Source organism: Rhodococcus sp. NPDC059968 (genome assembly GCF_042738615.1).
Classification (GTDB): Bacteria; Actinomycetota; Actinomycetes; order Mycobacteriales; family Mycobacteriaceae; genus Rhodococcus_F.
The window spans coordinates 60,653-83,720 of the sequence record NZ_JBHWUE010000004.1 but is presented as its reverse complement, the minus strand read 5'-3'; the positions used below and the strand labels follow the sequence as shown (position 1 = coordinate 83,720).

Annotated in this window: 27 protein-coding genes; 17 read left to right on the top strand and 10 right to left on the bottom strand. The window is 67.6% G+C overall.

The genetic code is table 11. From position 1 onward, the window contains the following. Positions 1 to 10: 10 nt before the first annotated feature. From ACFWAY_RS05935 to ACFWAY_RS05920, 4 genes are all read left to right on the top strand, one after another. Entirely contained in the window at positions 11 to 520 is a 510-nt protein-coding gene (locus tag ACFWAY_RS05935; RefSeq protein WP_378510111.1) for an NADPH-dependent FMN reductase, read from the top strand. Next, positions 517 to 1,017, top strand: a complete 501-nt coding sequence (locus ACFWAY_RS05930) for a flavin reductase family protein (RefSeq protein ID WP_378510110.1) — start codon at positions 517 to 519, stop codon at positions 1,015 to 1,017. The genes ACFWAY_RS05935 and ACFWAY_RS05930 overlap by 4 nt, the downstream gene beginning before the upstream one ends. Before the next feature lie 11 nt (positions 1,018 to 1,028). Further along, positions 1,029 to 1,766, top strand: coding sequence for a GNAT family N-acetyltransferase (locus ACFWAY_RS05925; RefSeq protein ID WP_378510109.1), 738 nt, complete (start codon positions 1,029 to 1,031; stop codon positions 1,764 to 1,766). A 138-nt stretch (positions 1,767 to 1,904) separates the two neighbouring features. Then, on the top strand, positions 1,905 to 2,414 hold the full coding sequence (locus ACFWAY_RS05920) for an SRPBCC domain-containing protein (RefSeq protein ID WP_378510108.1): 510 nt from the start codon (positions 1,905 to 1,907) through the stop codon (positions 2,412 to 2,414). Positions 2,415 to 2,416: 2 nt separating this feature from the next. On the opposite strand, the gene ACFWAY_RS05915 is transcribed toward ACFWAY_RS05920, so the two are convergent. Beyond that, entirely contained in the window at positions 2,417 to 3,334 is a 918-nt protein-coding gene (locus ACFWAY_RS05915; RefSeq protein ID WP_378453646.1) for an alpha/beta hydrolase, read from the bottom strand. A gap of 369 nt (positions 3,335 to 3,703) precedes the next feature. Here ACFWAY_RS05915 and ACFWAY_RS05910 point away from each other — a divergent pair, with 369 nt between their 5' ends. After that, positions 3,704 to 3,907, top strand: a complete 204-nt coding sequence (locus tag ACFWAY_RS05910) for a cold-shock protein (protein WP_009476254.1) — start codon at positions 3,704 to 3,706, stop codon at positions 3,905 to 3,907. 135 nt (positions 3,908 to 4,042) lie between these two features. Here ACFWAY_RS05910 and ACFWAY_RS05905 read toward each other — a convergent pair whose 3' ends face one another. Further along, positions 4,043 to 4,567 (bottom strand): YceI family protein, encoded by a 525-nt coding sequence (locus tag ACFWAY_RS05905; RefSeq protein WP_378510107.1) that lies wholly within the window; start codon positions 4,565 to 4,567, stop codon positions 4,043 to 4,045. Positions 4,568 to 4,847: 280 nt separating this feature from the next. On the opposite strand from ACFWAY_RS05905, the gene ACFWAY_RS05900 reads away from it, so the two are divergent. The 4 genes from ACFWAY_RS05900 to ACFWAY_RS05885 all read left to right on the top strand — a co-directional run bounded on the left by ACFWAY_RS05900 (position 4,848) and on the right by ACFWAY_RS05885 (position 8,012). Continuing rightward, a complete protein-coding gene (locus ACFWAY_RS05900) occupies positions 4,848 to 5,474 on the top strand; it encodes a class I SAM-dependent methyltransferase (protein WP_378510106.1) in 627 nt (208 codons plus the stop codon). A gap of 144 nt (positions 5,475 to 5,618) precedes the next feature. Next, the gene (locus ACFWAY_RS05895; RefSeq protein ID WP_378453643.1) at positions 5,619 to 5,954 is read left to right on the top strand and encodes a YciI family protein; all 336 of its coding nucleotides are present in this window, start codon (positions 5,619 to 5,621) and stop codon (positions 5,952 to 5,954) included. Then, positions 5,951 to 7,171 carry an RNA polymerase sigma factor gene (locus ACFWAY_RS05890; protein ID WP_378510105.1) on the top strand — a complete coding sequence of 407 codons (1,221 nt, stop codon included), beginning with the start codon at positions 5,951 to 5,953 and terminating at the stop codon, positions 7,169 to 7,171. The genes ACFWAY_RS05895 and ACFWAY_RS05890 overlap by 4 nt, the downstream gene beginning before the upstream one ends. Positions 7,172 to 7,265: 94 nt before the next feature. Next, positions 7,266 to 8,012, top strand: coding sequence for a DUF899 family protein (locus ACFWAY_RS05885; RefSeq protein WP_378510104.1), 747 nt, complete (start codon positions 7,266 to 7,268; stop codon positions 8,010 to 8,012). A 43-nt stretch (positions 8,013 to 8,055) separates the two neighbouring features. Here ACFWAY_RS05885 and map read toward each other — a convergent pair whose 3' ends face one another. Then, positions 8,056 to 8,844, bottom strand: coding sequence for a type I methionyl aminopeptidase (gene map / locus ACFWAY_RS05880; RefSeq protein WP_378510103.1), 789 nt, complete (start codon positions 8,842 to 8,844; stop codon positions 8,056 to 8,058). 96 nt (positions 8,845 to 8,940) lie between these two features. On the opposite strand from map, the gene ACFWAY_RS05875 reads away from it, so the two are divergent. Next, positions 8,941 to 9,207: a helix-turn-helix domain-containing protein gene (locus tag ACFWAY_RS05875; protein ID WP_378510102.1), complete on the top strand. Its 267-nt coding sequence runs from the start codon at positions 8,941 to 8,943 to the stop codon at positions 9,205 to 9,207. Positions 9,208 to 9,279: 72 nt separating this feature from the next. Here ACFWAY_RS05875 and ACFWAY_RS05870 read toward each other — a convergent pair whose 3' ends face one another. Continuing rightward, entirely contained in the window at positions 9,280 to 10,194 is a 915-nt protein-coding gene (locus tag ACFWAY_RS05870) for an NADP-dependent oxidoreductase (RefSeq protein WP_378510101.1), read from the bottom strand. Between the two features lie 114 nt (positions 10,195 to 10,308). Between ACFWAY_RS05870 and ACFWAY_RS05865 the strand changes: the two genes are divergently transcribed. Continuing rightward, positions 10,309 to 10,749, top strand: a complete 441-nt coding sequence (locus tag ACFWAY_RS05865) for a winged helix-turn-helix transcriptional regulator (protein WP_378510100.1) — start codon at positions 10,309 to 10,311, stop codon at positions 10,747 to 10,749. A gap of 10 nt (positions 10,750 to 10,759) precedes the next feature. Here ACFWAY_RS05865 and ACFWAY_RS05860 read toward each other — a convergent pair whose 3' ends face one another. The 6 genes from ACFWAY_RS05860 to ACFWAY_RS05835 all read right to left on the bottom strand — a co-directional run bounded on the left by ACFWAY_RS05860 (position 10,760) and on the right by ACFWAY_RS05835 (position 16,214). Beyond that, positions 10,760 to 12,034: an LLM class flavin-dependent oxidoreductase gene (locus tag ACFWAY_RS05860; RefSeq protein ID WP_378510099.1), complete on the bottom strand. Its 1,275-nt coding sequence runs from the start codon at positions 12,032 to 12,034 to the stop codon at positions 10,760 to 10,762. After that, positions 12,034 to 12,960 carry a MetQ/NlpA family ABC transporter substrate-binding protein gene (locus tag ACFWAY_RS05855; RefSeq protein ID WP_378453635.1) on the bottom strand — a complete coding sequence of 309 codons (927 nt, stop codon included), beginning with the start codon at positions 12,958 to 12,960 and terminating at the stop codon, positions 12,034 to 12,036. Before ACFWAY_RS05855 ends, ACFWAY_RS05860 begins: the two co-directional genes overlap by 1 nt. 39 nt (positions 12,961 to 12,999) lie before the next feature. Beyond that, the gene (locus tag ACFWAY_RS05850; RefSeq protein ID WP_378510098.1) at positions 13,000 to 13,692 is read right to left on the bottom strand and encodes a methionine ABC transporter permease; all 693 of its coding nucleotides are present in this window, start codon (positions 13,690 to 13,692) and stop codon (positions 13,000 to 13,002) included. Continuing rightward, positions 13,689 to 14,705 carry a methionine ABC transporter ATP-binding protein gene (locus ACFWAY_RS05845; RefSeq protein ID WP_378453633.1) on the bottom strand — a complete coding sequence of 339 codons (1,017 nt, stop codon included), beginning with the start codon at positions 14,703 to 14,705 and terminating at the stop codon, positions 13,689 to 13,691. Before ACFWAY_RS05845 ends, ACFWAY_RS05850 begins: the two co-directional genes overlap by 4 nt. A 146-nt stretch (positions 14,706 to 14,851) precedes the next feature. Further along, entirely contained in the window at positions 14,852 to 15,778 is a 927-nt protein-coding gene (locus ACFWAY_RS05840; RefSeq protein WP_378453632.1) for an LLM class flavin-dependent oxidoreductase, read from the bottom strand. Positions 15,779 to 15,821: 43 nt separating this feature from the next. Beyond that, the gene (locus tag ACFWAY_RS05835; protein ID WP_378453631.1) at positions 15,822 to 16,214 is read right to left on the bottom strand and encodes a DUF3592 domain-containing protein; all 393 of its coding nucleotides are present in this window, start codon (positions 16,212 to 16,214) and stop codon (positions 15,822 to 15,824) included. A gap of 204 nt (positions 16,215 to 16,418) precedes the next feature. Here ACFWAY_RS05835 and ACFWAY_RS05830 point away from each other — a divergent pair, with 204 nt between their 5' ends. The 6 genes from ACFWAY_RS05830 (at position 16,419) to ACFWAY_RS05805 (ending at position 23,058) form a co-directional block, all read left to right on the top strand. Further along, entirely contained in the window at positions 16,419 to 17,606 is a 1,188-nt protein-coding gene (locus ACFWAY_RS05830) for an ABC transporter substrate-binding protein (RefSeq protein WP_378510097.1), read from the top strand. 120 nt (positions 17,607 to 17,726) lie between these two features. Next, positions 17,727 to 18,659 (top strand): LLM class flavin-dependent oxidoreductase, encoded by a 933-nt coding sequence (locus ACFWAY_RS05825; RefSeq protein WP_378453628.1) that lies wholly within the window; start codon positions 17,727 to 17,729, stop codon positions 18,657 to 18,659. A 28-nt stretch (positions 18,660 to 18,687) separates the two neighbouring features. Further along, positions 18,688 to 19,917, top strand: coding sequence for an acyl-CoA dehydrogenase family protein (locus tag ACFWAY_RS05820; protein WP_378453627.1), 1,230 nt, complete (start codon positions 18,688 to 18,690; stop codon positions 19,915 to 19,917). Between the two features lie 16 nt (positions 19,918 to 19,933). Continuing rightward, entirely contained in the window at positions 19,934 to 21,229 is a 1,296-nt protein-coding gene (locus ACFWAY_RS05815; RefSeq protein WP_378510096.1) for an LLM class flavin-dependent oxidoreductase, read from the top strand. A 27-nt stretch (positions 21,230 to 21,256) separates the two neighbouring features. Then, the gene (locus tag ACFWAY_RS05810; RefSeq protein ID WP_378510095.1) at positions 21,257 to 21,988 is read left to right on the top strand and encodes an IclR family transcriptional regulator; all 732 of its coding nucleotides are present in this window, start codon (positions 21,257 to 21,259) and stop codon (positions 21,986 to 21,988) included. 113 nt (positions 21,989 to 22,101) lie between these two features. Next, a complete protein-coding gene (locus ACFWAY_RS05805) occupies positions 22,102 to 23,058 on the top strand; it encodes a TauD/TfdA dioxygenase family protein (protein ID WP_378510094.1) in 957 nt (318 codons plus the stop codon). Positions 23,059 to 23,068: the final 10 nt, after the last annotated feature.

Here is a 23,068-nt window from a genome sequence, read left to right as displayed (position 1 = left end):
TGATGAAGCAATGAAGGTAACGGTAGTGGCGGGCAATCCCAAGCCCGGTTCACGGACGCTGGACGCAGCCGGTCTGGTCGCGACCGCGGTCACGGGTGCCGCCGCGGATTCGACGGTCGACGTGATCGAGCTCGGTACGGGACTGCTCGGATGGGGTGACGAGAAGGTCGCGGCAGCCGTGGAGACGGTGGCGTCGTCGGACCTCGTCGTGTTTGCGAGCCCGACGTTCAAGGCGTCGTACACGGGCGTGTTGAAGCTGTTCCTCGACCAGTTCGCAACCGGAGACGGACTGAAGGACGTCGTGGTGGTGCCTCTGATGCTCGGGGCCGGGCCCGCGCACGCCATGGCGCCGGACCTGCTGCTCAAGCCGGTGCTCGTGGAATTGGGCGCGACGGCCCCTGCGCCCGGCCTCTATCTCATCGACACCGCGTACACCACCGACACACGCATCGCCGACTACGCCGAGCGGTGGGGTTCGATCCTCACCGCGGCGGCCCAGACCCGGACGGACCTCTCATGACGCAGGCAGACGGCACACTCGACAAGACTTCGCTCCGGGAGGCGTTCGGACATTTCCCGAGCGGTGTCGTCGCCGTCTGCGCCGAAGTCGACGGTGAGCGCGTCGGGATGGCGGCGAGCACATTCGTGCCCGTGTCGCTGGAGCCGGCGCTGGTCGCGTTCTGCGTGCAGAACACGTCCACGACGTGGCCGAAACTCGCGGACCTCGCCCACGTCGGGATCAGCGTGCTCGGTGAGGCGCACGACGCCGCCGCGCGTGTGCTGGCCGCGAAGACCGGCGACCGGTTCGCGGGCCTCGACACCGAAACCACCGACGGCGGGGCGCTGTTCATCGAAGGAGCGTCGGTGTGGCTGGACACCACCGTCACCCAGCAGGTTCCTGCGGGGGATCACGCGATCGTGGTCCTGCGGATCAACGAGCTGAGGGTGCAGTCCGAGATCGAACCGATCGTGTTTCACCGCAGCCGGTTCCGCTGGTTGCGCACCGTCGCGTCCTGACCGGGGGTGAAATGACCACGGAACTGACGGTTCCAGGGAAGACGGACGTTCATCCCCTGGACGACGCCATCCGGGAATCTCTTCGCGGGGAACACGCGCATTTCGCCAGGTGGTCGGGCCGGGTGGCGCGGTACAACCCGGACGTCGCGCCGCACGTCGGCCACCCGGCGACGCTGGGGGACGAGGACTGGGCGGATCTCGCGGCCTTGCTCGGGCCGTCGGCGACGCCCGCGCTACGCGGATTCGGGCACACCCCGCCGCAGGGCTGGGAGGTTGTGGACTCGTTCGGCCTGGTGCAGATGGACGGCACCGCGCTGGACGTCGCACCGGACCCGGACGCCGAAGTTCTCGGCGCGGCGGACGTCCCCGAGATCCTGGACCTGATCGGCCGCACCCGACCCGGACCGTATCTCCCACGAACCATCGAGATGGGGACGTATCTCGGTTTTCGTGTCGACGGCGAACTGGTGGCAATGGCGGGCGAGCGGTTGCATCCACCCGGGTGGACGGAGATCAGCGCAGTCTGCACCGACGAGCGTTTCCGGGGACGCGGATTCGGTGCCCGCCTCGTGCGCGCCGTCGGAGCAGGCATCCGCGCTCGCGGTGAAAGACCGTTCCTGCACGCCGCGCAGGCGAACACGACGGCGATCCGCCTGTACGAAAGCCTCGGCTTCACCCTCCGTCAGCAGTCCGCGCTCACCGTCGTCCGGACACCGGCGGTGGCGGCTCCGTCGGCCGTGCGGGGTTGACGAGCAACCGCTTCTCCGGGCGTCTTCGACTGCGACTTTCTCCGCCGTCCGATCTGACATGCGCACAACCGATGAATTCCGCGTCGCCACGCAGTCTGTATGTAGTGAATGTCGGCCTGAGATGAGGTGACGAGGAGAGTGCACGCCGTGGACCAAGAGAACGTGAGCGCCACCCTGACTGTCGCCGTGCCCGCCGCCAGGGTGTTCGCGGTGCTGGCCGACCCGGCGACCCATTCTGCGATCGACGGCACCGGCTGGGTGCAGAAAGCCGCCGACCAGGCGCCGCTGACCGAGGTGGGGCAGATCTTCCGGATGGACATGTATCACCCCAACCATCCACAGGGTGACTACCAGGTGGCCAACCGGGTCCAGGTGCTCGACCCGCCGCGCGCCATCGGCTGGCTGACGGGGCAGGAGAAGGACGACGGTCGCCTGGAGTTCGGCGGCTGGACCTGGCGTTACGACCTGGTACCGCGTGGTACGTCCGAGACTGAGGTCACGCTCACCTACGACTGGTCGGCGGTGCCGCAATTCATCCGGGAGTACCTCCAGTTCCCGCCGTTCGGTCCTGAGCATCTCATCAACTCGCTGCACCACCTGGCCGAGCTTGCCGCACCGACATCCCGGGCCTGGACGCCCCTCGCGTAGTCCTACGGTTGGGCGATCCGCTCGATCAGCCATGAATCGACGCCGCTGAGCGCCGTCCTGGCCATTGCCGTGGGGTGGCCAGTGAACCCGTGGGGCGACTCGGGATAGATCCGGAGCTGGACGTCATTGCCGGCGGCGGAGAGCCTGCTTGCCATCGCGAGGTTGTCTTCCAACAACACATCGTTGCTCCCGACGACCAGTAGCGCCGGGGGAAGGCCGTGGAGATCGCCGTAGACAGGAGAGATGTCCGGAGCAGTGCGGTCCTCCACGTGGCCGACGTAGGCCTGGATAAAATATTCGTCGGCGATCCGACGTCCGGCCGGCGTCTGCGCGCTCACGTCATAGGTGCCGAATTGGAGTGCGGCGCCGGTGAACCTGTCGACGTCTCCTCTGTCCCTCAGCCGGAGCAGGGTTGTCAGCGCGAGTGTCGCTCCCGCCGATTGCCCCCCGATCGCCAGTCGGGATGATCCGAAGCGGGCATCAGCATGTTCGACGAGCCAGAGCGCAGCCGCTTCGCAGTCGTCGGGTGCGGCCGGCCACGGGTGCTCGGGTGCCAGCCGGTAGTCGACGCTGACGACGGCGATGTGGAGAGCGTCCGCGAGCTCACGGTTGCGCACGTCGTCTCGCGCTGCGGAGTCCATGTAGAAGCCGCCGCCGTGTATGTCCAGATAGACGCCCCGCGCTCGGCCGTTTGTGGGAGTGAAGGTCCTCACCGGGACACGCCCTCCCGCGGCCTCGACCATTTCTTCGATCGCCGGTGGAGCGGTGGGAGCAGGAGCGGACCTTCTCGCCCGTATTTCCTTCAACTCCTCGGGAGTGCTGGGGCCACGGCCGGCTGCCCTCGAGTTGTAGAAGCGCCGTGCTTCTTCGACCTGCTCCGCAGGCACGTCAGCCATCAAGTACTCCAGCGCGAACCGCACGCGCCCTCCTCACACTCGGGGGTCTCATCACGACGCTATTGCCGCTCTGGATCGCCCGGTACGTCCGCGACGACTTCGGCCGAGCGACGCGGTCACATCATGCCCGACTTGCTCGAGACAAGTACTCACAAAGGCTTGAGGTGAAGCCGTCGAGTGGAAGTGCAGCATCCGAGAAATGGGCCTCGGCTGGTGCTCCGAATTGAGCGATGACGGGCGGCGGAGTCGGGAGTCGCAATAGGCGTCGAGCGGGTGTCCGCTTCCTCAGATCAGGTGCGGTCATCCCGATCCGTCGTCGAGGTGGCAGGATCAGTGGTATCGAGATCGGGAATTCGATGTGAGTGCCCGGATCGACATTTAGGGAGTATCGGCATGGCGCAGGGCATTGTGAAGTGGTTCAACGGCGAGAAGGGCTTCGGTTTCATCGCACCCGACGACGGAACTCCGGACGTCTTCGTGCACTACTCGGAAATCTCGGGCAGCGGTTTCAAGTCGCTCGATGAGAACCAGCGTGTGGAGTTCGAGGTGGGCCAGGGACAGAAGGGCCCGCAGGCCACGAATGTGCGGCCTGTCTAACTAGTCTGCGGGGACCGCACCCGGTGGGTGCGGTCCCCATCCGACAGCCGGATGAGGATCCGCTCGCGGAACCGGTCGAGGCCTGTCACGGTTTCTGTTCCGGCGCGTGTCTCGAATAGCCACGCTGCCGGTTGGTCAGGATTTGATGAAGTGCGCCTTGATCACGACATGGGTGGCGAGGCGGGAGCCCTTCTTCGTGTAGGTCAGGCCCCAGTTGCTGCGGTCGACGTGCACTTCGGCGGTGACCGCCGCGGTGTCCTCCGTGGCAACAACATGGGCGGGGACGGTGAGCGGTCGAGTCTGGCCGTGAACGGTCAGATCGCCGTCGAGATGTAGGTGTCCCGGATCGGCGGGTCGCGCCTCTGCCGCGGTGAAAATAATGGTGGGGTACTTCTGGACGTCGAAGAAGTCGGCGGAGCGCAGGTGCTCGTCGCGTTTGCTGTTCTCGGTGTTCACGGAGGTCGCGTCGACGACCAGCGTTCCGGTGATACTTCCGTCGTCGCTGACCGTTGCGGCGCCCTCGACGGCGTGGAAAGTCCCGGTGACCGGGAGTAGCCACAACGCCTTGGTGTGAAAAGTGACCGAGGTGCGAGCAGGGTCCAGAGTCCAGGGCCCGGCGAGCGCGGACAGATGGGGGACGGACTCCATCGGCGATGTCATCGTGTACCTCCGGTTGATGGCCATCCGTAGCCAGAGAAGGTCTCGGGTCGAGGAGCGGACAGCCTGATCGGGTGTCACCGACCATCGGCCTCGGCGGACTCAGCCCAGAGATGGACACCCTCCGGCAAGTATCGTAGCGACGGGGCTGAGCGCCTCATAGAAGCTCGCGCGGGCCCGACGGCGGATCCGCTTGCGGGACGGGTCGGAGTCTCGACGTTCGGACGATTCGTCCCGGTCCTGGTTCGGCATACGGGGCAACCCATCGACGATCATCGACGGCATGGAGAACACGAGCGCCCAACCAGGCGACACCGTCCGAGAGTCATACTCGGCCAGATCCCAGGAGTACACGGATCTCTTTGGCTCCCTGACTTCGACGCACCCATCCGATCGGACCCTGGTGAGCAGCTGGGCCGCCAACCTGGACGGGCCCGTGCTCGACGCCGGGTGTGGTCCGGGGCAGTGGACTGACTTCTTGGCCGAGTGCGGAGTAGCCGTGAGCGGGATCGATCTGGTTCCTGAATTCGTTGAACGAGCTCGTATCCAGTATCCAGAGCTTTCCTTCGAAGTCGGCGGCTTCGAGGCATTGGACGCCGCGACAGAATCGCTGGGTGGTGTGCTTTCGTGGTACTCGCTCATTCACCACAGTCCGCAGGATATCCAGACTCCGCTCGCCGAGTTCGCGCGCGTGATTCGGCCGGGCGGAGGGTTGCTGGTGGGTTTCTTCGAAGGACCAACCGTAGGCACTTTCGACCATGCCGTGACCACTGCCTATCGATGGCCGGTGGCTGAACTCGGCCAGAAGTTGTTCACGGCCGGCTTCGAGGTGATCGAGACACACACACGAACGGGGAGCGGCACCAGACCTCACGGCGCAATCACCGCACGCCGGCAGAGCAGCCGGTGAGGGATCCGCCAACGGGACGGGTGCCGACGGAGGACAGACACGGACGCTGGTCGAGGTCCTCCGGGAGACTTATGCTGTGCCGGACCTACGACAGCCCGCCGATCCGGCGACCGTTGTGACACCGGGTCGGGCAAGATCGCAGGTATGAAGTACGTGCTGCTGATCTGCGACGATGAGTCCGTATCGCCGACGAACGAGGAACTCGCTGCCGATCCGGTGCATCAGGCATGGTGGGAGGATGTGCAACGACGCGGCGGTCTGCTCGTCGGCCAGCGGCTGCGGCCGGTGGTGGATGCCACGACGGTCCGGGTCCGCGAAGGTGAGACTCTGGTCTCGGATGGGCCGTTCGTCGAGACCAAGGACTTCGTCGGCGGCTTCGTGATGGTCGAGTGCGCGAACCTGGATGAGGCGATCGAGATCGCTGCCGGCCATCCCTACGCGCGTTGGGGCGGCGTCGAAATCCGCCCTGTCTGGGAATGACGGCGCCCGATGACCGAGTCCGTGCGGCGGTCGATGCGGCGTTCCGGGACGAATGGGGCCAGGTGGTTGCGACCCTGATCGGGTTGACGGGCGATTGGGATCTGGCCGAGGACTGTGCGCAGGACGCGTTCGCGTTCGCATTGACGAACTGGCCACGCGACGGCGTTCCGCGCCGCCCCGGCGCCTGGCTCACCACGACGGCTCGCAACCGCGCGATCGATCGGCTCCGCCGCGACGCGGCAGGTGCAGGCAAGGTGCGCCAGCTCGCCGTGCTGGCCCGCGACCCGGACGAGCTGCCGCACGACGAGATCCCCGACGAGCGGCTGCGGCTGATCTTCACCTGTTGCCATCCGGCGCTGCCGTTCCCGGCCCGGGTTGCGCTCACCCTGCGTACGTTGGCCGGTTTGAGCACTGCCGAGATCGCCCGGGCCTTCCTGACCGCCGAGTCCACGATGGCGCAGCGCCTGGTCCGCGCCAAGCGCAAGATCCACGAGGCCGGAATCCCGTACCGGGTCCCGCCCGTCGAGCTGCTCTCCCAGCGACTGGCCGCGGTACTGGCGGTGCTCTACCTGATCTTCAACCAGGGCTACGACGAGGAGGACGAACGCCGGGCCCTCACGTCCGAGGCCATCCGCCTGGCCCGGCTCCTGGTCCGGCTGATGCCTCGGGAACCCGAGCCGCGCGGCCTACTCGCGCTGATGCTGCTGCACGAGTCCCGGCGCGCGACGCGCACCGACGACGGAGTGTTGGTCACCCTGGAGAACCAGGACCGGTCTCGGTGGGACCAGGCGCTGATCTCCGAAGGCGTGGCAACCCTCGACCAGGCGCTGGCCACGGGGCGCATCGGTGGCTATCAGGTGCAGGCCGCTATCGCCGCCTGCCATGTCACCGCGCCCGACGCGGTGAGCACGGATTGGCCGCGGATTGCGGCCCTGTACACCGAGTTGGCGCGGCTGGCGCCGTCCCCGGTCGTCGATCTCAACCACGCCGTGGCGGTCGCGATGGCCGACGGCATTCCGGCCGGCCTGGCCCTGGTCGACGAGATCACGGCATCCGGCCGACTCGACCGGTACCACCTGCTGCCCGCGACCCGGGCCGATCTGCTCCGCCGGGACGGCCGTACCGCCGAGGCCAAGGCAGCGTACGAGCAAGCACTGAAGCTGGCCCCGACGGAGGCCGAGCGCCGCTACCTGGCCGGTCGCCTCCGCGAGCTCTGAAGAAATCTCGAGATTTCTTTCGCGGACGTTGTCGATCTCGGACGGCATCCTTCGTCGGTTGGTTGAAAGCACACCAAGAGGAAGGGAGAGTCTTGTGAACACCGACACGACCCCGCCGGCACCGTCCGTCATCGGCCGCGCGACCTACCAGGCCGAACTGGATGCGCTGCGGGTCCGGGAGAAGGCGCACACCCACGAAGGCGACGCGATCGCTGCGGCCCGCCGGCGACTGCCGATGGTCGAGGTAGACCCCGCCGTCACCCTGGTCGGCCCGCACGGGACGGTCCCGCTGCTGGACGTGTTCGAGGGCCGCCGCCAGTTGATCGCGTACTTCCACATGTGGCACGCCGGCCACCCCGCGGCCGAACAATGTGAGGGCTGCACGTTCTTCAACGGCCAGGTGCGCGAGCTGTCATACCTGCACTCCCGCGACGTCACGTACGCCACGCTGTGCCAAGGCCCGTACGACGTGAGCGTCCGCTACCGCGACTTCATGGGTTGGGACGTGCCCTGGTACTCCGCGCAGCATGCGGCGGATGTGCTGCTCGGCGATCGCCAACGGTCCCCGGCGCCGCTGGTCTGTTATCTGCGACAGGAGGACAGGGTGTTCGAGACGTTCTGGACCAGCGGTCGTGGCCTGGAACCGATGGCTCCGACGTACGGGTTGCTCGACATGACCGCGTACGGCCGTCAGGAAACGTGGGAGGACTCGCCGAGCGGTTGGCCTCAGCGTTGGGAGCGCCGCACGCGGGAAATCATGCGCACCGACGGACGGCCCACCGCGCAGTGGTCCCGCCTGGACGCCGGACGCTCTGACGACCTCGGCACCATCGAGCGCTGATGCCGCCGATGGACGGCAGAGTGCGGTGACTCGCGATACCGGATCACCGTGCAGATGCGGCGACGTGTTCGCGGCGCGTCAGCACGAGCGGCGGGCCGTCGGTGATCGCGATGGTGTGTTCGCTGTGCGAGGTACGCGATCCATCCGCCGAGCGGATGGTCCACCCGTCGGGGTCGTAGACGATCTTGTCCGTGCCGGCTGCGAACCACGGTTCGAGGGCGAGGGTCAGCCCCGGGCGCAGGGTGAGTCCTCGGCCCGCACGTCCTGTGTTCGATACGTGCGGATCTTCGTGCATGGTTCGCCCGAGCCCGTGACCACCGAACTCGGTGTTGACCGGGTACCCGTACTCGGCGGCTACCGCGCCGATCGCCGCAGAGACATCACCCAGACGGTTGCCGGGTAACGCGGCGGCGATTCCCGCTGTCAGGGCGTTTTCGGTGGCTGCGATGAGGCGCTCGTCCTCGGGTCGTGGATCACCGACGATGATGCTGCGGGCACAATCGGCGACCCACCCGTCGATGGACACTGCGATGTCCATGGTCAGCAGGTCCCCGTCCTGCAGCACGTAGTCGTGCGGGAGGCCGTGTAGTACCGCGTCGTTGACCGACAGGCAGATGACGTTGCGGAACGGTCCGCGCCCGAATGACGGCGCATAGTCCCAGTAGCACGACGTCGCGCCGCGCTGGGCGATCAACTGGCGGGCTCGGTCTTCGAGCTCGAGCAGATTCACACCCGGGCCGGCGCGGTGTTCGAGATCGTCGAGCAATTCGGCGATGAATGTGCCGGTGACGTCCATCGCAGCGATCTCCCGTGGTGTTTTCAGTTCCAGCACCAGCTACTCCTCCTCATAGGGTCAAAATCGGTATTAAAATACCACCCTTGACCGCGGATGGGTATTTTCATACCGCTGCGGAGTTAGACTGCTCGCATGGTGCGTCTCCCTCTGACTCCGGAACAGCTGGCCGCAGGCAAGCGCCTCGGTCGTCAGCTACGGCAGGCGCGAGGTGATCGCACCCTCGCCGAGGTTGCGGAGGCGGCCGGGATCTCTCCGGAGACTCTTCGAAAGATCGAGACCGGGCGAATGGCGACACCCGCATTCACGACCGTCGCGGCCCTCGCCCGCGTGCTTCCCCTGTCGCTCGACGAGCTTGCCGACATCTGCCTTGCCAGCACCGGCCTCCGGCAAACCGGGTAGCAATTGTCCAGCCCGACCCGGTGTCGCCTGGTTGGGGCCATTCCCGGAAGGTTGTGGCCGGGGTGGCGGAGATCAGGGCTGAAGGACGTACTTCCCGCGGACGCCGCCCTGCGCGACCGCGCGGTGGGCGTCGGCGACCTGGTCGAGCGGTACGACGGCGTGTACCCGCGCCGGCAGGTGGCCGCTGGCGGTGGAGTCGAGGAGCTGGGCGAGCCGGGCACCGTCGGGATGTGCCACCAGCACGCGGACGGTGACGCCGCGTTCCGCTGCCGGCGCCGCGCCCGGTTGCACGCCGACGAAGAGGCCGCCGTCGCGGACCAGCGTGAGGCACTGTTCCTGGAGTGCGGCGCCGTCGGCTACCGCGTCCCAGGCGCGCGCCGCCTCTGCGGTGAAGTCGGCGCCGAGGCCGCGCACGAATTTCTCGTCTTCGTCCCGGGCCAGTCCAGTGACCCGCCAGCCGCGGTCCTGGGCGAGCGTCACGACGTACGCCCCGACCGCTCCGGCGGCTCCGGTCACCAGCAGGCTCCGGCCTCCACCGTCGCCGAGCACCTCGACCAGCTGGTCTGCGGCCAGGCCGTTGAGTGGGACCGTGGCTGCGGTGGCCAGGTCGAGACCGTCCGGCACGAGGGCGGTGTCGCTCGCCGGGACGATCAGCTGCTCGGCGTACGTGCCGAAGTCGCGGTCGAACCCGGCGACCAGCCCTGCGACGCGGCTGCCGACCGGGATGTCGACGTCCGGACCAGCCGCGGTGACGGTGCCGGCAAAGTCCCAGCCCAGGCCGGTGTGGTCGGGCTGGTCGATCAGCCCGAGCCGGTGGAACACCCCGGCGGCAAGCGCCAGGTCCACGGGGTTGACCGCGGCCCCGGCGATCTCGACCCGGACCTGGCCCGGCCCGGGCTCGACGACGGGTACGTCGATGATCTCGATGGAGTCGGGACCGCCCGGGGTGCGGACGATTGCGGTGCGGAAGGTGGTGGTGGTGGACATGTTCGCCTCCTGTGAGCCGGTATTTGTGCTGCACCACCACGATGGAGGGGTTACTCTCCAAAGGGAAGTAGGCACTTCAGGGTGCGTATGTCACCGCGGAGGAAGGAGCGGTCGATGCCGACAACGACGGCGGCCCAGGAGCGGGCGCAGGCGAAGGTGGAGTACGAGGCGTTCCTGGCGACGTGTCCCAGCCGTCAGCTCCTCGACCGGATCTCCGACAAGTGGGTGACGCTGGTCCTGGCCGCGCTGGGCAGCGATGGACCGCACCCGGGCGAAGACTGCGTCGACGAGCCTCGGCGGATGCGCTACTCGGAGCTGTCCCGTCGGCTGGCCGGAGTCAGCCAGAAGATGCTCACGCAGACGCTGCGCTCCCTCGAACGCGACGGCCTGCTCACCCGCACGGTGACGCCGACCGTGCCCGTCACGGTCACCTACGAGCTGACCGACCTCGGACTCTCGCTCCACGCCGTCATGCGCGGTGTCAAGGCGTGGGCGGAGGCGCATATGGACGAGGTGCTCGCCAACAGAAACACGTACGACACCCGCGCCGGCTAGCGCTCTGAACCTAACCACTCACGGGGAGCGGGGCGCCCTCGAAGCGTTCGCGGAGGGTGGATTCGGCGTACTCGTGCCGGAAGATCCCCTTCTCGCGGAGGAGCGGCACGACGTGATCGACGAAATCGGTGAGCCCGGAGGGGAATCCGTCCGGCATCAGGTTGAAGCCGTCCGCCGCGCCCGCCAGGAACCATTCCTCGATGGTGTCGGCGATCTGTTCGGGTGAGCCGACGACGAGCCGGTGGCCGAAGCCGCCGGCCTGGCGGAGCAGTTCGGACACCGAGTACCGGCTTTCGAGTGCCAGTCGCACAACGGCTTCCCGGAATCCGAGGGAACCGGCGAACGACGGATCGACGGGAGCGAGGAGCAACTCCTCGGGGATCGGCCGGTCCGGGTCGAGCGAGCTCAGGTCGACGCCGAGCATGCCGCCGAGACGTTCGGCGGAGAAGCCGTCGGCGGCCTTGGATTCCCAGTCCTCGTACCGGGCGATCGCCTCGGCCTCGGTGCTGCCCACCACGGTGACGAGGCCGGGAAGGATCTTCACCGCCTGGGGATCGCGACCGGCTACGCGCGCGACGTCTTTCACTTCCCGGTAGTGCTGTTGCCCGGCAGCAAGGGTGAGCTCCGCCGAGAACACCGCGTCGGCGCTGCGTCCTGCCAGTGCGCGGCCCTGCGGGGAGCCGCCGGCCTGCACGAGCAGGGGGTGGCCCTGCGGCGACGGCGGCACGGGCAGTACGCCGTGAACGTGGAAGTACTCCCCGTCGTGGTGCACGGGCACCCGGGTGGTCGCCGATTCCCACAGCGCCGTGACGACGTCCACGAACTCCGTGGCCCGGCGATACCGCGACTCGCGGTCGGGAATCCGGGAGAGGCCGAAATTGTGGGCGGTCCCGGCGTGGAACGTGGTCACCACATTCCACGCCACCCGTCCGCCGGACACGACGTCGAGGGAGAGGAACCGGTCCGCCAGGTCGAATGGATCGTTGAACGTCGTCGACGCCGTGCCGATCAGCCCGAGGTGTTCCGTCGCGCTCGCCACCACCCCGAGCACGGTGGTGGGTTCGAGGGCCCGTGTCGGTTTGACGGCGGGATCCTCGCGGAGCGCAGGACCGTCCGCGAGGAATAGCGCGTCGAGTGTGCCGCGCTCGGCGATCTTCGCGACCTCGGTGTAGTAATCGGGGTCTATGAACGACCTCGGGTGCAGGTCCGGAGCCCGCCACGCGGACGGGTGGAAACCCACGTCCAGCACGTTGACGTTGAGGATGACCTCTCGTTGCGCGGGCATCAGCCGGCAGGCTTCGCGGCCGCGCCGTCGACGTTGGTCTGGCTGCGGTCGGTGGCTCGCGCCGATTCGATGCTCTGCGCCACCCGGGAGAAGAACGGGTCGCTGTCGATGAGCTGGCCGATCCGCGGGTCGTGGTAGGTGTCGAGCAGCGGCGCGAAGTCGGGGTTGTCCTTGTTCTTCTCGTTGATGACGACCTCGATCCAGTACAACTCGTACGCGGGGGCGTTGAAGACGATTTTGTCGTCGGGGACGTCGGCGAGGTCGAAGTTGGAACGCCAGCCCAGTGCCAGGTCGACGTCGGGGAGCGTGCGCGGCAACTGCGCCAGCGCGGCCTCGGTGAACTCGAACGACTTCGGGTTGTCCTTCACGTCGCGGATGGTCACGCGCGACGGGTCGACACCGTCCTTCAGGGTCAGCTGGCCGAGGTCCTGCAGGGTCTGCAGTGCCTGCGCCTGATTCGACGGGTCGTCGGGGATGGCGACCTTCGCGCCCTTGGGGAGATCCTCGAGCTTGTCGTACTTCTCGGAATAGCCCGAGAACTTGAGGACGTACCAGTCTCCGGCCGCATACAGTCCGAGGTTGCCGTCCTCGTTCTGCACGCGCATCCACTCCTGATGCTGGCTGTGGTTGGCGTCGATGTCGCCCTGGGAGACCGCAAGATTCTTGAGTTTCGAATCCTCGATCTGCACCGGTTCGACGGTGATGCCGTGGTCGGGAGCGAGTTTCGCGACTTCCTTGGCGAGCTTCTCGTCCAGGATCGATCCGGCGGTGTATCCGATCTTGAACGTGGTCTGCGGGCCGTCGCCCTCGGTTCGGTCGTTGCCCCCGACCGCGCCGCACGCGGTGAGGAGGAGAAGCAGCGTGGCCGTCAGTCCGCCTGCCGCCACAGCGCGGGCGCGCGTCACCGAGCGGGGTCGAGTCGTCATGGGTGTTGTCCTCTGATCTGGGTGAATGTGAAGGAAGGCTCAGCGCCGGTTGGTGAGGCGGGCGGCCAGATCGCCGACGAGCTGGATGACCTGGACCAGTACCACGAGCGCGATGACCGTCGTGATCATCACGGTGTCGTCGAATCGGTTGTAGCCGTAGGCGATGGCGAGGTTGCCGATGCCGCCTGCGCCCACCGCTCCCGCGATCGCCGACATGTCGAGGATTCCGATCAGCGCGATGGTCAGCGCGCCGATGATGGTCGGGACCGCTTCGTGGAGTTGCACTTTGCGGATGATCTGGAAGTTCGACCCGGCCGAGGCGCGGCCCACTTCCACCACTTCGGGGGGAACGTCCCGCAGCGAGTTCTCGATCAGTCGCGCGACATACGGTGTGGCGGCCAGCGTCATCGGAACGGCCGCCGCCTGCACCCCGAGCGAGGTGCCGACGACGAATCGGGTGAAGGGGATGATGGCGGCCATCAGCACCAGGAACGGAAGCGATCGTCCGAGATTGACCACCCAGCCCGCCACCGCGTTGATCGCCGGGTTGGGGAACAGCCCGCGGGGAGCGGTGTTGTGCAGGATGACCGCCAGCGGAGTGCCCAGCAGGATCGCCAGGATCACCGTGATCCCGACCATCTGCACGGTCTGCTGCAGGGCGGGGAGGAACAGCTCGGGAAGTTCCTCGACCGGAGTCGAGATGGCCAGAACGACACTGCCCGGGGCGCTCATGCCGCGGCCTCCTCGGTGGCCCGGGCGGATGCGTCGTCGTCGACCCGGGTTCCGTGCAGGCCCCACGACGACAGCAGCTCGCCGACGGACGGATGCTCACCGGCCACCGAGATGGTGACCCGCCCCGCCGGGCGTCCGCCGACCGATTCCACGGTCCCGGACAGCACCCCGATCGACCGGCCGGTGGCCTTGCCGAGAAGCTCGATCCAGTTGGTGGGGACGGTGTCGGAGCCGTAGGTGACGTGCCAGAGCACGTCCCGGTCCTCGGCGGTGATGTGTGAACGGTCGGGGAGGAGGCCGACGCCGAGTTCGGAGTGGGGATTCCGGAGGAGTTCGATCACCGGGCCCGATTCCACTACCCGCCCCGCGTCGAGGACGGTGACGACGTCCGCGACCTGCCGGACGACATCCATTTCGTGGGTGATCAGCACGATCGTGAGCCCGAGGTCGTCGCGCAGTTCGCGCAGCAACGCGAGGATGGATCGCGTGGTGCTGGGATCGAGCCCGGACGTCGCCTCGTCCGACACCAGGACCCTGGGAGCGAGTGCCAGCGAGCGGGCGATCCCGACGCGTTGCCGCTGCCCGCCGGACAGCTGCCGGGGGTAGAGGTCGGCCTTGTCGGACAATCCCACCCGCTCGAGCAGTTCCGCCACCCGTGCCCGCCGCTCGGAGCGGCCCACACCGGCGAATTCCAGTGGCAGCGACACATTCTCGGCCGCCGTGCGACGGGCGAGGAGGCTCGATGCCTGGAAGATCGTGCCGATCGCGCGACGCTGATCGCGGAGCCGGTGTTCGGACAGTCCCGAGACGTCGGTGCCGTCGAGCAGTATGCGGCCCTCGGACGGGCGCTCCAGCAGGCTGATGATGCGCGACAGCGTGGTCTTGCCCGCACCGCTCTGGCCGATCACCGCCGCGATCTGGCCGGTGCCGACGGAGAAGTCGATGTCGTGGAGCACTTCGACGGAACGGGACTTCTTCCCGAATCGTTTCGTGACGGAACGGACTTCGATCATGCTGAACCACCTGTGTCGGATGACGGCACCTCGGGTCGGCCGTCGGGACGGAATTCCGGCCCGTGGACGGGCCGGTGGATTCCCGAAACGATAGGCGCGGGTAAACGGAAAGTCATGCCTAAGAATCGACTTGATCAGAAAGGACGCTAGTTTTGCGCGCCCGGATAGACCGGACGGCGGTGGGCTGGTGCCGGCGCCGGATCGGGCAGCCGCAGCGTCGCCCGGAGCGAGCGCTGCCGGTACCCACGGGGTCGAGTCGGCCTCGGCCACGCGGCGAAGCCGGCGTCGAGGTCGGTGACGGTCGCGATGTGACCGTCGACCTCCGTGGCGTCGGGATCGTCGGCGACGAACAGCAAGGCGTGCTCACGCACAGCCTGCCCGTGACGGTCGACCTGGCTGCGGTCCAGCACGACGATGTCGGAAACCTCGGCGGCGGAGACGATGTCGTCGCCGTCCTGCGCCCACCACGCGACGGGAATCGTCTGCTGCGGCGGGGTGGGGACGTTGAGGGGGCCGGCGATGTCGAAGACCCCGCGGTGGTCGGCGTAGACGATCCGGTCGGAATCCGCGAAACGCACGTCGTGTGGGCGTCCACGGATCGTGTCGGCCGGCCAGCTCTCCCACAGCGTGCGCGAAGCGTGGATCGCGTCGGTCGTGGCTGCGGGACTCGGTCCGGCATCGATCCAGACCCCCGCCGAGGCCAGGTTGCCCGGCGCCGATCGGTCTTCCACGCCGGTGAGCCAGCCGACCCGGCCGCGGCTGGTGTGATCGAGCGATGCGAGCCGGCGAGCCAGGTTGTACGGGTGGTCGAGGTGGGGGACCGCGGTGACGAACACACCGACGTCGTCGGTGGCGGCGATCAGGGCTGCGGCGGACACGCTGGGGGACAGCGCCGCGGTGGGCCGGGGAGCGGTCCGCGACACCCGCTCGACACCGAGCAGGACGAAGTCCGCGCCCGTGCGGGTGATGAATGCGGCGAGTTCGTCGACGCGGCCGCGGCGAATGGCGTCGACGAGCAGATGCTCACCGAGTGCGAGGCCGTAGAAGGTCCTGCTGCGCTGGATCACACTCATCGGAGGTCTCCCGGTGTCGGTTCGAGGGTCTGCTGTCGTGATGTCAAGGGGCATCTCCTGAGAAGAGGCTGGATGTCGCGAGCGCGAGGGACGTCAGGCCCAGGACGACCAGCAACATCGATACGGACGCACTGCGCCGGAGGACGCTGGACCGCGGATTCTGCGGGTCGTACCACAGCCAGAGAACCTGTCCGACACGGAATTCGCCCCTACCCGCATCGGACAGGGAGGCGCCGAGCGTCGGTCCGGGATCGAATGTCCGCCGCTGACCGACGAACTCGTCGCGTCCGATCCGATACGAATAGCTGATCGACGGCCGTACGTCGACGACCGAGCATTCGGACCCGGTCCACGACCGGGATCTCCACAGCGCGAGGACGCCCGGAACCCCACGGAACAGGAGGAACGCACCCGCGATGATCCAGACGATGATCACACGGGCGACGTTACGGCCCGCGTCGGTGTGTCGTACAGCCTTCTCCGCAGCGTGAGCGGAACACGAACCCTGTGCGTTTTGTTTCGAATCCCCGTAGTCGAAGGTGACTCGAATAGCTTTGGCTGGCAAACATTTAGGAAGGTCGTTGAAATCAGGACGAGCGGAAGACTCGGAGAACGGGCGGTCGGCGGCCTACGGTTGAAGGTGACGGCGGTCGACACCGATGCGGCCGCACGCACGGTCACCGTGCATCTGGCGGAACCGAACGCCCTGTTCCTGGCGGCGTTGTCGATGAACACGGCCGGGCTCGTCGCGGACGCAACCATCGATGCCAGCAAGGAAGATCAGTCGGTGGTGACCAATCTGATCGGCAGCGGACCGTTCGTCGCGGAGTCGGAGATTCCGAACAAGGAGATTAGACTCGTCAAGCGCCACGGGTACGACTGGGCGCCCGCCACCGCGAAGCACCAGGGCGAGGCGTACCTCGATTCGGTGACGGTCGTGCCGATCGAGGAGGACAGCATCCGCGTGGGTGCGTTGCGCTCCGGGGAGGGCGACGCCCTCCGGTACACCCAGCCGCCGGACGAGGCGCTGCTCCAGAAGGAGGGTTTCACCGTTCTGGGCCTGCGCACTCCCGGTCTGGCCAACGTCCTCGACGTGCGGCAGACCGCCGATTTCGTCGACGACGTCAACGTTCGCAAGGCGGTGATGTACGGGATCGACCGGGACCAGATCGTGTCCACGCTGTATTCCGACAATTGGAAGCCCGCGAACAGCATCATCACCGAGGGCGCGCTGGGGTGGAAGGACCGTTCCGACGAGGTGCGATTCGACCCGGACGAGGCGAATCGCCGGCTCGACGCGTCGGGTTGGACCACGCGAGATGCGGATGGCATCCGGCAGAAGGACGGCCGGCCACTCGAACTCGGTCTGTACATCGACGTCTACGACCACACGTCGAAACCGTTGTACGAACTCGTCCAGCGTCAACTCCGTGCGGTGGGAATCTCGCTGCAGCTGAAGCAGACCGACTTCGCGAACTATCCGAAGGCGACCGCGGATCCGAAACTCAGCCTGCGTCGCAACGGGTGGCCCACCGCGGACACCTTCCGGCTGACCCAGAACTACGACAGCGACCAGGGTGATCTGTTCCAGCTCGAAGGCAACGACCCGTATCTCGACGGCCTGCTCCGTTCGCAGGTCACCGAGACGGACCGGACCAAGCGGATCGCGTTGATCGAACAAATTCAGGATCACGTGATCGACAACGCGTACACGATCCCCCTTCTGCTGGATACCCAGATCTTCGCCGTCGCCCCGCACATCCACGACTTCCGCAACGCGGCCAACTCCGTGCCCTGGTTCTACGACACCTGGACGGAGCGCAAGTGAGTGCTGATGGGGGACAGAGCAGTTCATGTCACGACGCGTCCAGAATCAGACTGAGCGCAACGCTCGTCCCGTGAGCGATGCTCTGGGAAGGTAACGACTATCGCGGAAAGGGGAACCGTCATGAGCCGTCATTCCGTCGTCGGACTGCACGTCGACGCCGCACTCGTCACCGAGCTGCTCGACCCGAGGGAGCCGGCGCGACGAGAAGAGTTCGGGCGCAGCATCGACGAGTCGGGAATCGACTTCGTCGTTCTCGGCGGTGACCGCCTGGACGCGGGGGAATCGAGTTCCGCGACGATCGATGCGACCGTGGCCGCCACCGTCCTGGCTCGTCACACGACGTCGGCCGGACTGGTGGTGGCCGGTGCTCCCGTCCGCGATCACCCCTTCAATCTCGCGCGTCGGCTCGGCTCGCTCGATCACGGATCCCGCGGCAGGGTCGGATGGCTGATCGGGTCGGGCGACGGCGCGGTGGGGAGCTGGACGAGCGCGGACCCGGTGGACGCTGCGGTCGAAGCCGTGTCGGTCGTCCGGAAGTTGTGGGAGAGCTGGCCGGGCGACAGCATCGTCGACGACGCCGAGCGCGGCATCTTCGCGGAATCCGAGCGGATCGTCTACATCGATCATGCGGGTACGTTCTCCGTGTCGGGCCCACTCAACGTTCCCGAGCCACCGCAACGCAAGCCGCCCGTGTTCTGGCGTCCCGCGAACGCGGCCGAATTGGTGGCGGCGCGGCGCACGGCCGACGCCGTGATCCTCGCGGACGAGGATGCGGTGCGACGCTACCGGGCGCACTTCGACCCCGATGCCGCCCGTGACCAGGTGTTGCTGCTCGACCGGCACTGGGCCCCGGACGGCGTTTTCCCTCTGGCGACGGAGGCCGACGGTGTGGTCTTCCGAGGGGCCACCACGGCTACCTTGCCCGTCCTGCTCGACGCGGTGCGGCGGGAGCCGATCTTCCAGGACCCGCGGCGCACCCTGCGTGACCGTCTGGGGTTGCAGACGGCGGAGACCGTACTGTCCGGCGGCCGCAGCGCGTTCCCGGTCACCTGAGCATTCCACCGAAGACAGGAGATTCACCATGACAGCGGTATCCGAGGCCCCCGCGCCGGAGGCGGTGCGTCCGCCGGCACGCGGCTCCGCCGAACTGGCGGCCGTGATCGCCGTGATCGCCGAGGACGCCGCGCGGCGGCGCGCCCGTGGCGGGACCGAAGGCCCACAGCGGGCCGTCGAGTTGATCCGCGAACACCGGCTCGGGGCCGTGCGTGTGCCGCGGGAACACGGCGGCGGTGGCTATACCTTGCAGGATCTCTTCGATCTGGTGATCGACCTCGCCGAGGCCGATCCCGATGTGCCACACATTGTCCGGGTCCACTACGCGTTCGTCGAGGAAGTGCTGCGGGCCCCGCGCACCGAACGCAAGGACGCATGGCTGCCGGAGATCCTGTCGGGTAAACTGTTCGGCGGCGCATCCTCGGAGCTGAGCACCCGCGCCGTCGGCTCCTACAGCTTCGAATCCACCCTGACACCGCATCCCGGCGGGTACCGCCTCGACGGGGTCAAGTTCTACAGCACCGGGTCGCTGTACTCCGATTTCATCCGGGTTTCCGCCAACCTTCCGGACGGCAAGGCGCTCAGCGCAATCGTTCCCGCCGACCGGGCGGGGATCGTCCACAAGGACGACTGGGACGGAATCGGCCAGCGCCACACCGGCAGCGGGACGACGGTATTCGAGAACGTTGCCGTCGACGAGTCCGAGACGCTGCCGTTCCGCGGTGGCGACGAGGAGACCCGGCCGCGGCAGGCCCTTCCCCAGTTGTATCTGCACGCGATCGCGGCGGGCATCCTCCGCACCGTCACGGCCGAGTCCGCCGAGCTGATCCGCGGTCGCAAGCGCAGTTTCGTGTTCGCTGTCGCCGAGGAACCACGTCACGATCCGCAGTTGCTCGAGATCGTCGGAACGCTGTCCGCGGCGGCCTTCGCAGCGGAGTCCGTGGTCCGGGCGGCTGCGGCAGCACAGGATGTGGCCGCGGACGTCGCGCGCACGTCCGGCGTCGACGCCCGGCTCGAGCAGGAGGCCGCGGTACTGGCCGCGAAGGTGAAGGTCTCCATCGAGGACATCGCGCTCCGGGCAGCCACCCGGTTGTTCGAGGTCGGCGGCGCCTCGGCCACCCGGGAGTCGGCGCACCTGGACAGGCACTGGCGCAATCTGCGAACCCTGTTCTCCCACAACCCGACGGTGTACAAGGCGCGGGTGATCGGCGACCTCGTGGTCAACGAGACTCCGCTTCCCGACACCGGATTCTTCTGATTCGGAAGGCATCGCCGTGAGTAGATCCCGACGCCAACTGGTGCTCAACGTGAACGTGCTGGACGTGGGAATTGCCCCGGGGGCGTGGACCCTCGACGACGTGCATGCGCGCTCGTTCGTCGATCTCGACCACTTCACCAGGATCGCCCGGATCGCCGAGCGTGGCACCCTCGACGCGTTCTTCCTCGCCGATGGCCCCGGCTTCTGGGAGAACCCCCGGGTGAAGCCGACCCGGGCGCTGGAACCGTCGGTGATCCCGGCGGCCGTGGCGACGGCCACCGAGAACCTGGGCCTGATCGGGACCGCCTCCACCACGTTCAACGACCCGCTCGATCTCGCCGAACGCTTCCTCTCCCTCGACTACCTCAGCGGCGGCCGGGTGGCGTGGAACGTGGTCACCACCTATTCGCCGACGGCCGCAGCCAATTTCGGATTCGAACAGATTCCGGACCGCGACTACCGCTATCGCCGCGCCGAGGCGTTCGTCGGCGTGGTGACCGCGCTGTGGGAGAGCGCTCGGAGCGGTGTCCCGGTGTCGCATCGCAGCGAGTTCTTCGACGTCGACGGCGTGCTGCGGGTGCCGCCGTCGGATCAGGGGCAGCCGCCCCTCATCCAGGCAGGCGGGTCGCCCGCCGGGCGTGACCTCGCCGGCCGCACCGCACACGGCGTCTTTTCCGCGGAGCTCACGCTGGACGCCGGGCGCAGGCACTACAAGCACGTCAAGGACGTGGCCCGTGCGGCCGGCCGCAATCCCGACGATGTGAAGATCCTGCCCGGGCTGATCACGGTCATCGGCTCGACCGAAGCGGAGGCCGTCGCTCGACACGAACAACTCCGCACGCACGTGCCCGCGAAGTTCGGCTGGGACCGGCTGAGTCTGACCCTCGGTGTCCCGCTCGCGGAACTCGACCTCGACCAGCCGATCCCGGCGTCGCTCCTGGACGGACCGCCCGACCCGGCGACGTTTGCGGGTTCCCTCGGGTTCCGTGAATCAGTGGTCGGTCTGGCGCGTGAGCGGAATCTGACCGTGGCCCAGCTCCTTCGCGAGTTGGACGGGGGTGGCGGGCACCGCGCCGTGATCGGCACACCGGAACAGGTGGCCGACACCATCGAGGCGTGGTTCCGCGCCGAGGCGGCCGACGGATTCAACCTGATGCCCGACGCGTTCCCGTCCGGACTCGACACCTTCGTGGACGAGGTGGTGCCCCTGCTCCGCAAGCGGGGGCTCTTCCGTTACGAATACGCGGAGAAGACCCTGCGTGAGCGCTTCGCGGTGCCGGTTCCCGAGTACGGCGCCGCGCGGTCGGCGTGAGTTCGTTCAGACGGTGAGGGGGAGCTCGTGACGTCACCGCGTTCGGGGTCGCAGGCGGTGGAACGGGCGATCGCAGTACTCGCCTGCTTCGAGGGCGGGCCCACCGACCTGACCGTCAGCGCGCTCGCTGCCCGCACCGGATTGGCGGTCAGCACGACGTATCGTATCGTGCAGGCCCTCGTCCGCGGCGGCTTGCTCGAGCGCGACGAGCGAACCGACTGCTATCGGGTGGGGCCGAGCCTGATCTCGCTGGCCGTTCCGTCGCTGGGGCGTCTCGACGCCGAATCGTTCGCCCCGCACCTGTATTCGCTCGCCGCACGTGTGAAGCTGACGACCAGTCTCGGGGTCGCGAAGGACGATGTCGCGGTCACCGTCTTCTCGGCGCGCCCACCCGAACGGTTTTGCATGCACCAACTGCCCGGTGCACGTCAACCGCTGCAGAGCAGCGCGATGGGCATGGCGATTCTGGCGTTCGGTACGGCGTCCGCACGGCGCAGCGGTTCGGTGGCGGCGTCCTCCGACCTCGAACGGGTCCGACGGCTGGGCTACGCCGCGGCCTTCTCCTCGGAGAACCGGGACGTGCTCGCCGTTGCGGTTCCCGTTCTCGACCCGGAGGGACGGCCCCGCGGCGCGTTGGGGGTGCAGGCGCTCCGCCGGCGACTCACCGACGATCTGGTGCGGGAGATCGTGCCGCCGATGCGGGGCGTCGCGGCGCGGATCGGTGCGGGTGCCGGAACTGCATTTCCCGCGTTCCGGTAGGGAAAAACTCAGGGTGAACCTTTTTCGCATTGTGAAAATACCGTTGTAGCACCGTGGTTCGGGATTCGATGATGATCGCGACGTATCGATTCAGCCCGAAACCAGGAGTACTCATGACACTCACCACCGCCGCGCCCGCCGAATCGGATCGGACCGCCGGCACCGCGCTCGAGGTTCGTCCGGTCGCCGGGCACATCGGCGCCGAGATCTCCGGAATCGACCTCCGGAAAGAACTGGCCGACAACGAGGTAGCCCAGGTCCGCGACGCGCTGCACCGCTACAAGGTCCTGTTCTTCCGCGACCAGGAGATCGGGCACGCCGAACAGATCGCGTTCTCGCGGAAGTTCGGTGACGTGACGCCGTCGCACCCGTACGACGACGAAGCCCCCGAGGGTTTCCCGCAGATCCTCGCCGTCGACAGCCGCAAGTACGAGAAGCGCTTCGGCCGCAAGAAGTACAGCTACGACAACAAGTGGCACACCGATGTCACCGCGCTGATCAACCCGCCTGCCGGCACGATCCTGCGCGCGCACATCGTCCCGGAACAGGGCGGCGACACCCAGTGGACCAACCTCGTCGCCGCGTACGAGGGTCTGCCGGACTCGCTGAAGGGCCTCGTCGACGGTCTCCGCGCCGAGCACCGGTTCGGCGGCAGGCACCCGCAGTGGGCCGACGACAGCAGCTACGCCCAGAAGACGCGGGAGAACCCGCTCGTCACCGAACACCCGGTGGTCCGCGTGCACCCGGTGACGGGGGAGCGGGCACTGTTCGTCACACCCGGTTTCACCGCCCGGATCGTCGGGGTCTCGCCGGCGCAGAGCGACCGCCTGCTGGATCTGCTGTTCGCCGAGGTGACCAATCCGGCGTACACGGTGCGCTTCCGCTGGGCGCCGGGCAGCCTCGCGTTCTGGGACAACCGTGCCACCGCGCACCTCGCGCCCACCGACCTCGACCACCTCGACGTCACCCGGGTCCTGTACCGCACGACCCTCGAGGGCGACGTTCCCGTCGGCCCCGACGGCAAGGAGTCCACGTCCATCGCCGGTGCGGCGTTCCGCGGCGAGAAGTAGGCGGCTTCGC

Excerpts from the sequence above, each read along its gene's own strand:
- ACFWAY_RS05935 (WP_378510111.1), top strand. The coding sequence starts at position 11 with ATGAAGGTAACGGTAGTGGCGGGCAATCCCAAGCCCGGTTCACGGACG.
- ACFWAY_RS05930 (WP_378510110.1), top strand. The coding sequence starts at position 517 with ATGACGCAGGCAGACGGCACACTCGACAAGACTTCGCTCCGGGAGGCG.
- ACFWAY_RS05925 (WP_378510109.1), top strand. The coding sequence starts at position 1,029 with ATGACCACGGAACTGACGGTTCCAGGGAAGACGGACGTTCATCCCCTG.
- ACFWAY_RS05910 (WP_009476254.1), top strand. The coding sequence starts at position 3,704 with ATGGCGCAGGGCATTGTGAAGTGGTTCAACGGCGAGAAGGGCTTCGGT.
- ACFWAY_RS05905 (WP_378510107.1), bottom strand. The coding sequence starts at position 4,567 with ATGACATCGCCGATGGAGTCCGTCCCCCATCTGTCCGCGCTCGCCGGG.
- ACFWAY_RS05900 (WP_378510106.1), top strand. The coding sequence starts at position 4,848 with ATGGAGAACACGAGCGCCCAACCAGGCGACACCGTCCGAGAGTCATAC.
- ACFWAY_RS05895 (WP_378453643.1), top strand. The coding sequence starts at position 5,619 with ATGAAGTACGTGCTGCTGATCTGCGACGATGAGTCCGTATCGCCGACG.
- ACFWAY_RS05890 (WP_378510105.1), top strand. The coding sequence starts at position 5,951 with ATGACGGCGCCCGATGACCGAGTCCGTGCGGCGGTCGATGCGGCGTTC.
- ACFWAY_RS05875 (WP_378510102.1), top strand. The coding sequence starts at position 8,941 with ATGGTGCGTCTCCCTCTGACTCCGGAACAGCTGGCCGCAGGCAAGCGC.
- ACFWAY_RS05870 (WP_378510101.1), bottom strand. The coding sequence starts at position 10,194 with ATGTCCACCACCACCACCTTCCGCACCGCAATCGTCCGCACCCCGGGC.
- ACFWAY_RS05865 (WP_378510100.1), top strand. The coding sequence starts at position 10,309 with ATGCCGACAACGACGGCGGCCCAGGAGCGGGCGCAGGCGAAGGTGGAG.
- ACFWAY_RS05860 (WP_378510099.1), bottom strand. The coding sequence starts at position 12,034 with ATGCCCGCGCAACGAGAGGTCATCCTCAACGTCAACGTGCTGGACGTG.
- ACFWAY_RS05855 (WP_378453635.1), bottom strand. The coding sequence starts at position 12,960 with ATGACGACTCGACCCCGCTCGGTGACGCGCGCCCGCGCTGTGGCGGCA.
- ACFWAY_RS05850 (WP_378510098.1), bottom strand. The coding sequence starts at position 13,692 with ATGAGCGCCCCGGGCAGTGTCGTTCTGGCCATCTCGACTCCGGTCGAG.
- ACFWAY_RS05845 (WP_378453633.1), bottom strand. The coding sequence starts at position 14,705 with ATGATCGAAGTCCGTTCCGTCACGAAACGATTCGGGAAGAAGTCCCGT.
- ACFWAY_RS05840 (WP_378453632.1), bottom strand. The coding sequence starts at position 15,778 with ATGAGTGTGATCCAGCGCAGCAGGACCTTCTACGGCCTCGCACTCGGT.
- ACFWAY_RS05825 (WP_378453628.1), top strand. The coding sequence starts at position 17,727 with ATGAGCCGTCATTCCGTCGTCGGACTGCACGTCGACGCCGCACTCGTC.
- ACFWAY_RS05820 (WP_378453627.1), top strand. The coding sequence starts at position 18,688 with ATGACAGCGGTATCCGAGGCCCCCGCGCCGGAGGCGGTGCGTCCGCCG.
- ACFWAY_RS05805 (WP_378510094.1), top strand. The coding sequence starts at position 22,102 with ATGACACTCACCACCGCCGCGCCCGCCGAATCGGATCGGACCGCCGGC.